Source organism: Paenibacillus sp. J31TS4, assembly GCF_018403265.1.
Classification (GTDB): domain Bacteria; phylum Bacillota; class Bacilli; order Paenibacillales; family NBRC-103111; genus J31TS4.
The window spans coordinates 142,804-155,589 of the sequence record NZ_BOSI01000001.1 but is presented as its reverse complement, the minus strand read 5'-3'; the positions used below and the strand labels follow the sequence as shown (position 1 = coordinate 155,589).

At 56.4% G+C, this 12,786-nt stretch carries 11 protein-coding genes; all 11 read right to left on the bottom strand.

The features are described 5' to 3' along the window. Window positions 1-70: 70 nt before the first annotated feature. Window positions 71-1,747 (bottom strand): ribonuclease J, encoded by a 1,677-nt coding sequence (locus KJS47_RS00760; protein WP_213521926.1) that lies wholly within the window; start codon window positions 1,745-1,747, stop codon window positions 71-73. A 179-nt stretch (window positions 1,748-1,926) separates the two neighbouring features. Beyond that, a complete protein-coding gene (gene dapA, locus KJS47_RS00755; RefSeq protein WP_213521924.1) occupies window positions 1,927-2,808 on the bottom strand; it encodes a 4-hydroxy-tetrahydrodipicolinate synthase in 882 nt (293 codons plus the stop codon). 25 nt (window positions 2,809-2,833) lie between these two features. Next, window positions 2,834-4,042 (bottom strand): aspartate kinase, encoded by a 1,209-nt coding sequence (gene dapG / locus KJS47_RS00750; protein WP_213521922.1) that lies wholly within the window; start codon window positions 4,040-4,042, stop codon window positions 2,834-2,836. 53 nt (window positions 4,043-4,095) lie between these two features. Next, window positions 4,096-5,136, bottom strand: coding sequence for an aspartate-semialdehyde dehydrogenase (locus KJS47_RS00745; RefSeq protein WP_213521920.1), 1,041 nt, complete (start codon window positions 5,134-5,136; stop codon window positions 4,096-4,098). Between the two features lie 50 nt (window positions 5,137-5,186). Then, window positions 5,187-5,783 (bottom strand): dipicolinate synthase subunit B, encoded by a 597-nt coding sequence (locus KJS47_RS00740; RefSeq protein ID WP_213521918.1) that lies wholly within the window; start codon window positions 5,781-5,783, stop codon window positions 5,187-5,189. Beyond that, complete coding sequence (gene dpsA, locus KJS47_RS00735; protein WP_213521916.1) at window positions 5,780-6,679, bottom strand: dipicolinate synthase subunit DpsA; 900 nt, start codon at window positions 6,677-6,679, stop codon at window positions 5,780-5,782. The genes KJS47_RS00740 and dpsA overlap by 4 nt, the downstream gene beginning before the upstream one ends. Before the next feature lie 306 nt (window positions 6,680-6,985). Further along, window positions 6,986-7,432, bottom strand: a complete 447-nt coding sequence (gene dut / locus KJS47_RS00730; RefSeq protein ID WP_213521914.1) for a dUTP diphosphatase — start codon at window positions 7,430-7,432, stop codon at window positions 6,986-6,988. Continuing rightward, window positions 7,410-8,675: a M16 family metallopeptidase gene (locus tag KJS47_RS00725; protein WP_213521912.1), complete on the bottom strand. Its 1,266-nt coding sequence runs from the start codon at window positions 8,673-8,675 to the stop codon at window positions 7,410-7,412. The genes dut and KJS47_RS00725 overlap by 23 nt, the downstream gene beginning before the upstream one ends. Window positions 8,676-8,707: 32 nt before the next feature. Continuing rightward, window positions 8,708-9,787: a polysaccharide deacetylase family protein gene (locus KJS47_RS00720; protein ID WP_249716014.1), complete on the bottom strand. Its 1,080-nt coding sequence runs from the start codon at window positions 9,785-9,787 to the stop codon at window positions 8,708-8,710. Between the two features lie 178 nt (window positions 9,788-9,965). Beyond that, entirely contained in the window at window positions 9,966-12,050 is a 2,085-nt protein-coding gene (gene pnp, locus KJS47_RS00715) for a polyribonucleotide nucleotidyltransferase (protein ID WP_213521910.1), read from the bottom strand. A 210-nt stretch (window positions 12,051-12,260) separates the two neighbouring features. Beyond that, on the bottom strand, window positions 12,261-12,530 hold the full coding sequence (gene rpsO / locus KJS47_RS00710) for a 30S ribosomal protein S15 (protein WP_213521908.1): 270 nt from the start codon (window positions 12,528-12,530) through the stop codon (window positions 12,261-12,263). Window positions 12,531-12,786 lie beyond the last annotated feature (256 nt).

Genomic DNA, 12,786 nt, shown 5'->3' with positions numbered 1-12,786 from the left:
ATGCCAAAAAGACCCCCCGGCCGGTTGCCGAGAGGTCTTCTGGTTTGTAAGTGACTATATGCTGGGTCCGTTACACTTCCATGATAATCGGAAGGATCATCGGTCTTCTTCTTGTTTGTTCATAGAGGAATCGTCCAAGTGCGTCTTTTACATGCGTTTTTAATGAGGCCCACTCATTGACGTTCTCGTTCATGAGTTTGTTTAGTGTGTTGGTGACGATCCGGTTTGCTTCATCAAGCAGCCCTTCCGACTCCCGCACATAGACGAAGCCGCGGGAGATGATGTCGGGACCCGACATGATGTTGCCGTCCTGCTTGCTCAAGGTAACAACCACCACAAGGATGCCGTCCTGCGAAAGCAGCTTCCGGTCTCTCAACACGATGTTTCCGACATCGCCTACCCCGAGTCCGTCGATCAGGACGTTGCCGGACTGAACCTTGGCCCCTTTGCGGGCAATGCCGTTCTGAATCTCAACGGTCTCCCCGATATCCGTAATGAAAATGTCTTCCTTGCTAACGCCGACTGATTCGGCCAGATGGCCATGCAGGCGAAGCATCCGATACTCACCGTGAATCGGCATGAAGTACTTGGGCTTCATCAGGTTGAGCATCAGCTTCAATTCTTCCTGGCTGCCGTGTCCCGATACGTGTACGCCCGAAACCGATCCTGGTCCGTAGATGACGTGTGCGCCCAAACGATACAGCTCGTCAACCGTACGGCCGACATACTTCTCGTTGCCCGGGATCGGAGTCGCTGCGATGATAACGGTGTCACCAGGCAGAATGTCCACCTTGCGGTGAGTCGATCTCGCCATCCGCGTCAGAGCGGACATCGGTTCGCCCTGGCTGCCGGTGCACAGAATAACGACGCGGTCGGCCGCCATCCGGTTGACTTCCTCCGGCTCGATGATCATGCCATCGGGAATGTTCAGATAGCCCAGCTCGGAAGCGATGGTCACCACGTTCACCATACTCCGGCCAATGACAGTTACCTTCCGGCGGGTTGCTTCCGCAGCGTTGATAACGCCCTGGATCCGGTGAATGTTCGAGGCAAACGTCGCCACGACTACTCTCTGCTTTGCCTTCCGGAACACTTCCTCCAGCTCGGCGCCTACATTCATCTCCGAACCGGTATAGCCCGGACGCTCGGCGTTGGTGCTATCCGACAGGAGAAGCGTTACGCCTTTCGCGCCAATCTCGGCCATCCGGTGCAGATCGGCATATTGATCGTTGACAGGCGTCTGATCGAACTTGAAGTCGCCCGTATGAACAACGATGCCCTCCGGCGTTTCGAGACAAATGCCGACCGAGTCGGGAATGCTGTGATTCGTCTTGAAGAACGTTGCTTTGATCGTTCCCAGCTGAAGCTCGGAGTCGGCGTTGATCAGAATCCGCTTCGTTTCTCCGAGGAGATTCGCTTCCTTCAGCTTCGCTTCCACCAAGCCCAGCGTCAGCTTGGTTCCGTAGACCGGTACGTTCAACTGCTTCAATACGTAAGGCAGTCCTCCGATATGGTCCTCGTGTCCGTGCGTCAACAGAATTCCTCTGACCTTGTCCTTATTCTCGATCAGGTAGGAAACATCCGGAATGACGATGTCGATACCGAGCATGTCTTCCTCCGGAAACTTGAGACCCGAATCCACCACAACGATATCGTTGGCATACTGCACCACGTACATATTTTTTCCGATCTCGCCCACGCCGCCCAGAGCGAAGACCAGCAATTTATCCATATTCTTTTTTGACAAGAGAATACCTCCTTATTAGATTGACGACGATTCTTATGTTCCAAATCAAAAAGAAACCGCACTAGTCACTTGCCATCATTATACATGATGGAAAACAGCAATTACAAGTTTATGGGTAGTGTCCCCAAAAAAATAAAACCGATGCCCTAGGACATCGGTTTGCAATCGGCAAAAATCGGTTAAAACAGAGCCGCGATAAAGGCGCCCTCTTCTTCGGTGACTGGAATGAGCGGCAGGCGTAGTCCTCCTACCTGCATCCCCCGCAGGTTCAGCGCGTGCTTCACAGGAGCCGGGTTCGGCACCTTGTGCGGGCATTCGAACATTCCCTTGAAGATCGGATGAAGCTCTGCATGGAGCGCCGCTGCTTCCTTTGTTCGGCCGGCATCGTACAGGCCGATCAAATCCTTCATTTCCTTGCCGACGACATGGGCCGCCACGGAGACGATGCCATAAGCACCGATTGCAAGGAACGGAAGCGTGTAGGAATCGTCGCCGGAATAGATACGGAAGCCTTCCGGTGCCCCCGTAATCAGCTTGGTGACGTGGTCCAGATCGGCATGGGCTTCCTTGGAGGCAACGATGTTCGGGATCTCCGCCAGCCGAAGCATCGTCGGCAGCTCAATATTGACCGCCGTTCTTCCCGGTATGTTGTACAGCATGATGGGAAGCGAAGTCGAATCGGCCACCGCTTTGAAGTGCCGGTACAGCCCTTCTTGCGAAGGCTTGTTGTAATAAGGAGAGACGAGCAGGACGCCGTCCACGCCGGCTCGCTCCGCCAATTGGGTCAAGTGGATCGTATGAGCCGTGTCGTAGCTCCCGGTTCCCGCAATGATTTTGCACCGTCCGCTTGCCTGTTTGACTGCCGCCTCGAACAGCTTGACTTTCTCTTCATCGGTCAGCGTCGGGGATTCGCCTGTCGTTCCACAAATCACCAGGCTGTCGCTCTTCTGCTCCTCGATCAAATAATCGATCAGCTTCTCCACCTGAGGCCAGTCGATCTGCAATTGTTCATTGAAAGGAGTTACCATTGCCGTTACCAGTTTCCCGAAATCCACTTTCATTCCTCCTACAACTCGTTAAGTCAAGCTAAGCGTGCAGTTGAAACTTATGGTGAAGCGCTCGTACCGCCTTGGCCATATCGACTCCCGGCACAAGCACCCAGATGGTCGTATTCGAGTCGGCGCTTTGCAGTATGGAGACATCCGCCTCCGTCAATGCCTCGACGATCTGCGCCATCACGCCGGGGACGCCGTTCATCCCTCCGCCAATTATAGCTACCTTGGCGCAATCCATCGTGATGCGGGGTTCATGGCCGAGCTCCCGGATCAGATCGACCGCCAGATCGGCCACGTGATCGAAGACTGTATAAACAACGCCCGACGGGTTCACGTTAATGAAGTCGACGCTGATTTGATGATGAGCCATAGCTTTAAAAATTTGCAGATGATGATCGTATTTGCCTTCCCGGTATTGAACTTGAATTTGGGTAACATGCGGCATATGGGCTATTCCGGTGACGGACCGGTCCATGACCTGCCGGCGAATCCGCTCCATGCTCGTTACGAGCGTGCCTTCGTCCTCGGAGAAGGTGGAGCGGACGCGGATCGGCATGTTCGCATGCATGGCCACTTCGACGGCTCGGGGATGGATCACCTTGGCTCCATGATGGGCCATGTTGCAGATTTCCGCAAACGAGACGGACCTCAGCAGCTTCGCCTCTTCGACGAGCCGCGGATCCGCCGTCAGAATTCCCGTTACATCGGTGAAGATATCGACCCGTTCGGCTTTAAGAGCGACGCCGAGCGCCGTAGCCGACGTATCGCTCCCGCCCCGTCCGAGTGTCGTCGGGTCGCCTGTCGGTGTCTGTCCCTGAAAGCCCGTTACGATGACGACCTTGCCTCGATTCAATTCCTCGTGTACCCGCTTCGGATCGATGGAGACGATTCGCGCATCACCATGCCGATCGTCCGTTTGAATGCCAGCCTGCGCTCCATTCAAGACCGTAGCCTGTATGCCTTCCGCCTGAAGCAGACTGCATAGCGTGACTGCCGAGATAATTTCTCCGCAGCACAAGAGCATATCCTTCTCTCTCGGCGGGACGCTGTTCCCGTTCTCTTCCAACCAGCCGAGCAGCGTATCCGTAGCGTATGGTTCCCCTCTCCGCCCCATGGCGGAGACTACGACAACGAGCTGATAGTGTTGGGAAAGGGCAAGAGATATGTGTTTGAGAACATGATGTCGAGCTTCCGCGGTCGATAGGGACGTCCCGCCGAACTTCTGTACGATGATGGACACACATTCACCCCCAACTATTAACTTGTCTTTGACAGCCCGGTTCGCTTATGTGCTTACTTCTGGCCGCTCGTCAAATATTCTCCGATCTGAACCGCATTCCAGGCAGCGCCCTTGAGCAGGTTGTCGGAGACGATCCACATGTTCAGTGCCCGCGGATTGTTCAGGTCGCGGCGCACGCGGCCGACGAACGTCTCGATCTTGCCGGCTGCATCCGTAGCGAGCGGGTAGTCCTGCTCTTCCGGATTGTCCTGAAGCACGATGCCCGGCGCATTGGCAAGCAGGCTGCGAATCTCTTCCATGTCGAAATCATCTTTGAGTTCGACATAGACGGATTCGGAGTGTCCGTACGTAACCGGAATCCGTACGCAGGTTGCCGTCACTTCGATCGAATCGTCTCCCATAATCTTCTTGGTCTCGTTGATCATCTTCATCTCTTCGTTCGTGAACCCGTTCTCGAGAAACTTGTCGATCTGCGGGATCGCGTTAAAGGCGATTTGATGCTTCCGCGGCAGCGAGCCTACCGGCAGGATGTCGGGAGTGACTTCTTCGCCGTCCAGAACCGCGCGGGACTGGCGGAGCATCTCGTCGATCGCCCGGCTTCCCGCTCCCGATACCGCCTGGTAGGTCGACACGATGATCCGGCTGATGCCGAACCGGTCGTACAGCGGCTTGAGGGTCGCCACCATTTGGATTGTCGAGCAGTTGGGGTTGGCGATGACGCCTTTGTTTTCCTTAATCATGTCCACATTCACTTCGGGCACGACAAGCGGCGTCTCCGGATCCATCCGGTACGCGCTCGTATTGTCGATGCACACGGCACCCGCCTTGATGGCGTGCGGCACGAGCTCCTTGCTGATGTCGCCACCCGCGCTGAAGAATGCTATGTCTACCCCTTCAAAGCTGGACGGGGTGGCCTCTTCAATTACGATCTCCTGGCCCTTGAAGGAAACCGTCTTGCCTGCGGAACGCTTGGAAGCAAGCAGCTTCAAGGATTGAATGGGAAAGTTCCTCTCATCCAGCAGGCGGATGATTTGCTCGCCTACCGCTCCTGTAATTCCAACCACAGCTACGTTAAACAGTTTCTGGTTCGACATGATTGAACTCTCCCTTATCCTTTTCTCTCTGGACATGCATGGAATTGCTCTTAAGAATAATGAAACCGTTCAATCAGCATGGGCTGCAGCTGCCTGCCGGACAACGCTTCTTCGCACGTTTCGGGAATGAGATCCATGCGTGCGACTAGCGAGTTGGCTTTCGAGCTGGGAGCATCCTGTCCGAACGGAACAAAATAAATGTTCTTCGTAATGAGGAGTTTGGCTATGTTAGCCGCATTGAGTCCAAGCCCGTCGTTCGTGGAAATGGCAATGACAAGCGGACGCTGGTTGCGCATCTGTGCCTTGGCCGCCATCAGAACGGGACTTTCCGTTATCGCGTTGGCAAGCTTGCTGGTTGTGTTGCCCGTACAAGGGGCAATCACGAGCACGTCGAGCAGCTTCGAGGGCCCAAGCGGCTCCGCATCTACGATTGTAGAAATAATATCATTACCAGTTATATCTTTCAACTGTTTTTGCCACTGCTCGGAGGTGCCGAACCGCGTGTCCGTCGTCATCAGAGTATGGGAAGCGATCGGGATGACACGGGCTCCCTCCTTTACGAAGCGTTCGATCTGCGGCATCACTTCCGCAAACGTGCAGTGCGAGCCTGTCAGCGCGAATCCGACTGTTTTTCCCTGCCATTTCATGCATCGTTCCTCCTTTTGCCGGCATCTTCCATGAGCAGATGACTGAGCGTTTGGGCGATAATTCTTCCGGCGGTTTTCGGCGCGACGATTCCGGGCAGCCCCGGAGCCAGCAGCGCCTTGATGCCCCTCTTCTCGGCGAAACGGAAATCCGTGCCGCCCGGCTTGGAGGCCAGGTCGATAATCAGCGAGCGGTGCGGAATTTTGGCGATGATTTGCGCCGTGACCACAAGCACCGGTATCGTGTTGAAGAGCAGGTCGACATCGCTTACGAAGTCTGCCAGATCCTTCACGTAAAACGGCTTGAAGCCCATCTCCCAGGCGCGCGCGTAATGCTCGGGCCTTCTCACGCCGACCTTGACCGTGGAGCCGAGCCCTTGCAGCGCGCGGGCCATCGTGAGCCCGGTGCGTCCCATGCCCAAGACGATACTGTTCGAGCCGTGTATGGTGAAGTCTGTATTCTGGATGGCCATCATCAGCGCGCCTTCAGCAGTAGGAATCGAGTTGTAGATCGCCACGTCGTCCCGGTCGAACAACTCGACAAGCCCGATACCGTGACGGCTGCAAAGCTCGGTCAGATACGGCTTCGCCATGCCGGTGTATACTTTGCCATGCTTGGGAAGCGACGCGATATGTTCTTCGGTAAGCACCAATTCCTCGGACGTAAAAATCGACACGACGTGGCCCTTGTCATCCGTACCGACGGCCGGCAGCAGGAGGGCATCGGCATGCTCCAGCGCCTCCGGCGTCAGTTTCGTCCTCGTCACGCCGTTGGGGATCGTTTGCAGGTTGTCAAATCCGATCAGTTGCACGCTTGCGTCCATTTCGATCAGCTGTTCAATGACTTCAAGCTGGCGGGCGTCTCCGCCGATGAGAGAGACATGAATGCCGGTAAGCATTGGATTGTTTGCACCCTTTTCCCTAATGCCGTTATCGTTACGCCATCATATGCGTGGGCTTAATTCGGGGTGACACGCGCGGGAGAGGCGGCTGCCGGCAAGGCAGATATCCCGGCTCCCTTAGGCTTGAACCCTCAAGAGAGCGCTCCCCTTCTCCCTGCCACTATACCGAGACAACAAAAAAACCAACCGGTTTCGGTTGGTTTTCTATCGTTACTTAGAGCGGCGGGCTGCAAGCAGGCGGGAAAAACCGATAGCAGCTTCCCATGCCTTTCGTTGGAAATCGTCCTTGAAAGCGGCGCAAGCTTATCGGCCGGTATGGCCGAAGCCGCCGGCACCTCGGACGGTCTCGGCCAGCTCGGCCGTTTCGGTCAGGCGGACGTCCGGAACGGTCTGAAACACCATCTGGGCAATCCGCTCGCCGCGCTGAATCGCGAACGGTTCCTCACCCAAATTGATGAGAAGCACCTTGACCTCGCCTCTGTAATCGGCGTCGATTGTGCCGGGCGTATTAAGGCAGGTGATGCCGTGCTTGAAGGCTAGTCCGCTGCGGGGGCGGATTTGGGCCTCCAGACCGGCGGGCATCGCAAGCGCAAAACCGGTAGGGATCAGCGCCCGACGTCCCGGCTGCAGGACGACAGGCTCCTCTACCGCAGCGTGCAGATCATACCCGCTCGCTTCAAGCGACATTCTCTGAGGAAGCGGAAGATCGCCGCTGTTCGCCAGCCGTTTAATTTGGACGGTGTGAGACAAGCTGATCCCTCCTGAATCCTTTGATGGCCTGATCCGACTGCCCAACCATTGCGAGTGCAAACGGATGGGAGAACAAATCGGCCGTGACGGCACGGATCAGCTCCATATCGACCGCTTCGATTTTGGCGATCAGATCGTCCATGGACAGATGGCGGCCGAGCAGCAGCTCATTCTTGCCGAGCCGGTTCATCCGGCTGCTCGTGCTCTCCAGGCTCAGAATGAGGCTGCCTTTTAGCTGCTCCTTGCCCTTTCTGAGCTCCGCTTCGGTCATGCCGTGCACGATCATGTCTTCGATGATCGCCATCGACACCTTGAGCACTTCCTCCGTTTGCTTGGGTGCCGTGCCGGTATAGAGCGTGAACATTCCGCTGTCCAAATGCGCGGAGTGATACGAGTAGACGGAGTAGGCTAACCCCCGCTTCTCCCGGATCTCCTGGAACAGCCTGGAGCTCATGCCCCCGCCGAGCGCATTGTTCAGCAGCACCATCGCATAGAACCGGTCGTCCTTAACGGAGCAGCCGGGCAGTGCAAGGCAGATATGGTTCTGCTCGGTCTTCTTCTCGTGATAGATCGAATCGGCGAGAAAAGCCGGCGGCTCGTAGCTATGCTCTTGACCTCGGACCGAGAAAGCGCCAAAATGCTTCTCCAGCAGGTCCAGAATGCCTTCATTGATGTTGCCCGCGACGCTGACGACCGTATTGGCGATCGAATAATGCTGCCGCATATAGGCTTTGAGCGTATCCGGCGTCTGCTGGTTCAGAATCTCCTCGGTTCCGAGAATCGTCATGCCGAGCGGATGGTTGCCATAGGCGGCCCGGGCCAGCAGATCGTGCACCAGGTCGTCCGGCGTATCCTCGTACATCGAGATTTCCTCAAGAATGACGTTGCGTTCCTTTTCCAGCTCCTCCAAATCCATGCGGGAATGAAAGAACATGTCGGACAGGACGTCTACCGCTATCGGTACGTGCTCGTCGAGAACCTTGGCGTAGTAGCAGGTATACTCCTTGGTGGTAAAAGCGTTCACGTTGCCGCCGATGCCGTCGAAAACCTCGGCGATTTCCTTGGCCGAATAGCGGTCCGTTCCCTTGAACAGCATATGCTCGATAAAGTGCGAGACGCCGTTCTGGTTCTTCTCCTCGTTCCGCGAGCCTGTCTTCACCCAAATGCCGAACGATACCGACCGGCAAGTCGGGATTTGTTCCATGACGACTCTCAAGCCGTTCGATAATGTTGTCTTCTTCACTCGCGTTCCTCCTATCAAGGTCAAGCCGCGCATCAGGGAAGCTTGGTCTCGGTCTCCGGCACGCGCTCCGGCGAGAGCAGCTCGCTGACCGTCCCGAGCGCAAGCCCCTTCTGCTTGATGATCCGGATGATGCCCTCCAGCGCCGCCGAGGACGATTTGGTCGGATGCATCAATATGAGAGCACCCGGTTCCATCGTCCGCGACAGCTTGGCAAGAATTTGCTCGGGCGCCGGGTTGCGCCAATCTACTGTATCAATCGTCCATAGAACGGTCTGCAGCTTAAGCTCCCTGGCGATCTTCACCGTCTCCTGATCGAAATCGCCGGAGGGCGGGGCGAACAGTGTATTGGACACGCCCAGCTGCTCGGTCAGCAGCTTCTCCGTCTTGCTGATTTCCTCGATCGCCTGTTGGCGGCTCAAGGTGCTCATATTTTTGTGCGAATAGGCGTGATTGGACAGCTCATGCCCTTGCGCCTGAATTTCCTTGGCGGTCTCCACATGCTTGGACAGCCAGGAGCCGTCGAAGAAAAACGTCGCATGGACGTTCTCCTTCTTGAGAATGTCCAGCATGCGGGGCAGATACTCGTCTCCCCAGGCGACATTGATCATTAGCGCGGCCATCGGCTTCTCGGGATTCCCCTTGTAAACCGGATGTGCGCCCAGATCGCTCAGATGAACCTTAGGCGGAATTTCGCGAAACAGATAGCGCACCGGCTGACCGGCCGGCGCCTGCTCCGCCAGCTGCAGCGTCTTTTCCACGTCCACTTCCCTGCCGTTGTAGCCGGGAATCGCCTTCCACACCCGATCGACTTTGGCGTCGATCGGCGCGCGGTACAGCGTCTTGGCCTCTTCCTGGATTGTGGCCAGCAGCTGCTGGCGGTCCACCCGTTTCTGCTTCGCCATTTCCTTGCGGACGACAGAAGCGCCGCTTCCGGAAGATGATCCCCCGAATCCCGCCATGGCGGGCACGGCGTCTGCCTGCTGAAGCGCCGCAGACACGCCCGGCGGCGTCTGCTTGACCTCCTGCATATAAGCCCGCACAGCCGGAAGCTGGCAGACGGCCAGCGTTCCCGCCATGACGAATACGGCCGGCAGTATCCCCTTCTTGTTCATGTACGGTCCCCCTGCTTCTTGGCAACAGCTTTTGGGGGAGCATGCCGGGTGGGCAGGCTCCCTCCGTTGTCCCAAGTCTATGTCGGGAAACCGTTAAGTAGAAGAAAATCCGGGCAAATAAAAAAGAGACAGATCCCTCTGACTCTTTATTTTATCCGATTGGTTTAACCGGGACAACTTATTGGGACAAAGTGGCTTTGCGGGACAGGTTGACGCGCCCTTGCGGATCGATTTCGGTTACTTTGACCGTAATCTGATCGCCAAGCTTGACGACATCCTCTACTTTGGCCACCCGCTCCGTCGACAGCTGCGAGATGTGAACGAGGCCTTCCTTGCCTGGGAGTACTTCGACGAACGCGCCGAACTTCTCGATCCGTTTGACCGTTCCCAAGTAGGTTTCTCCGACCACGACTTCTCTCACGATGCCTTCGATGATCGACTTGGCCTTCTCGTTCATCTCTGCATTGCTCGACGCGATGAAGATCGTGCCGTCCTGCTCGATGTCGATTTTGACGCCCGTCTCGTCGATGATCTTGTTGATGATCTTGCCCCCTGCGCCGATAACGTCGCGGATCTTGTCCGGATGGATGTGCATCACGGTGATCTTAGGCGCATAAGGCGACAGCTCCTTGCGGACCTCGCCGATGCGTGCCAGCATCTTGTCCATGATGAACATGCGGCCTTCCCGTGCCTGGCTCAGCGATTCCGACAGAATCGCGCGGTCGATGCCGTCGATCTTAATGTCCATTTGGATCGCAGTGACGCCTTTGGCGGTGCCAGCTACTTTGAAATCCATGTCGCCGAGATGGTCTTCCATGCCCTGAATGTCGGTCAGGATGGTGAAATGCTCGCCGTCCTTGATGAGGCCCATCGCAATGCCCGACACCGGAGCTTTGATCGGTACGCCTGCCGCCATGAGCGCCATCGTGCCGGCGCAAATGCTCGCCTGCGAGGAGGAGCCGTTCGATTCGAGGACTTCCGATACGACGCGGATCGCATACGGGAATTCCGATTCCGAAGGCAATACCATCTCGAGTGCCCGTTCGCCAAGCGCGCCGTGTCCGATTTCGCGGCGGCCCGGAGGACGCAGCGGACGGGCTTCGCCTACGCTGAACGGCGGGAAATTGTAATGGTGCATGAACCGTTTCGTTTCCTGAAGATCAAGGCCGTCCAGCATCTGGACGTCTCCCATCGCGCCGAGCGTACAAGCGCTGAGCACCTGCGTTTGTCCACGCGTGAACAGAGCCGAACCGTGCGCTCTCGGCAGCAGGTCGACATCGCATTCGATCGGCCGGATTTCGGTCAGCTTGCGGCCGTCCGGACGCACCTTGTCGTGGGTGATCAGGCGGCGCACTTCTTCCTTGACGATATCGTGCAGCACTTCCTTAGCGTCGGCCAGCAGCTCCGGCGTCTCGGTGTACAGCCCGCTGAAATGCTCGATAGCTTCCGCATTAATGGCGTCGATCGCATCCTGGCGTGCATGCTTCTCCTCGATCCGTACCGCTTCCACGAGACGGTCCTTCGCATAGGCACGGACGGCTTCGTTGACAGCCGCATCGGTCTGGTGCAGCTTCACTTCCATCTTCGGCTTGCCGACCTCAGCCGTCAGCTCTTCGATCTTCGCTACGATCTTCTTGATCTCCTCGTGCCCGAACATGATGGCCTCAAGCATAACCTCTTCCGGGATTTCCTGCGCCTCGGCCTCGACCATCATGATTGAATCCTTAGTTCCGGCAACGACCAAATAGAGATCGGACACTTTGGACTGCTCCACGGTCGGGTTAATGACGAATTCTCCGTCCACGCGGCCGACGATCACGCCGCCGATCGGTCCATTGAACGGTACATCCGAGATGCTGAGCGCCGCAGAGGTTCCGATCATCGCAACGATGTCCGGCACGTTATCCTGCTCGACGCTCATGACCAGATTGACGATCTGCACGTCGTTGCGGAACCCTTCGGGGAACAGCGGACGGATCGGCCGGTCGGTCAGACGGCTTGCCAGAATCGCTTTTTGCGTCGGACGTCCCTCGCGCTTCGGATACCCGCCGGGAATCTTGCCGACGGAGTAAAGGCGCTCCTCGTAGTTGACGGTGAGCGGAAAGAAGTCGAGATCCTTCGGCTCCGAAGACGCCGTTACCGTACACAAGACGGCCGTGTCGCCGTAACGAGCCATGACGGCACCGTTCGCTTGCTTCGCCAGTCGTCCTGTTTCCAGGATGAGGGGCCTGCCGCCCAGCTCCATATACACTTTCTTCTCCATGCTTGACCTCCTGCTATGTAGAGATTATCTCTATTACTGTATAAGAATTAGCTTATCCTTCCGTCTCTGCATTCATAAGAAAAAAGGCGGAATTGCCCGTTCCCTCCCGTACGGAGAGGAAACGGGGATATAAGAAAAGCAACCATTGCCCGTCTATGCAGTCGGCCTGCACGATGAAACAAAGGTTGCTTTCCATAAGTTCCGCTTCGCTTATCTGCGGAGACCAAGCTTCTCGATCAACGCGCTGTAGCGTTTCACGTCATTGTTCTTCAGATATGCGAGCAGCTTACGGCGCTGTCCGACCATCTTCAACAGACCGCGGCGGGAATGATGATCCTTCTTGTGCGTCCGCAGATGTTGAGTCAGGTTGACAATGTTCTCCGTAAGGATAGCTACCTGAACCTCGGGAGATCCAGTATCCGTTTCATGAACCTTGTGCTCTTGAATGATCTGTGTCTTGCGCTCTTGTGTCAATGCCATTGTGGGTTCACCTCCTAATTATCTAAAAAATCGCCGTCAGCCCAGAACTCGTCGGTGATACGAAGATCCACGCTGAGGTTCGGCTGCCGCACTGGGCATGTATGCCATCGGGCAACCAAAACAAAGTATAGCACAGAAGGCGGGCGGAAGCAAACGGAATCCGTTTCAAGCAGCACAGCCGCCTGAAGCGGCCAGCCTGTCGTCCGTCCCCATCGGGAAGCTCCCTGCAGGACTGTGTCTAGCCGGTGAGCCGTCT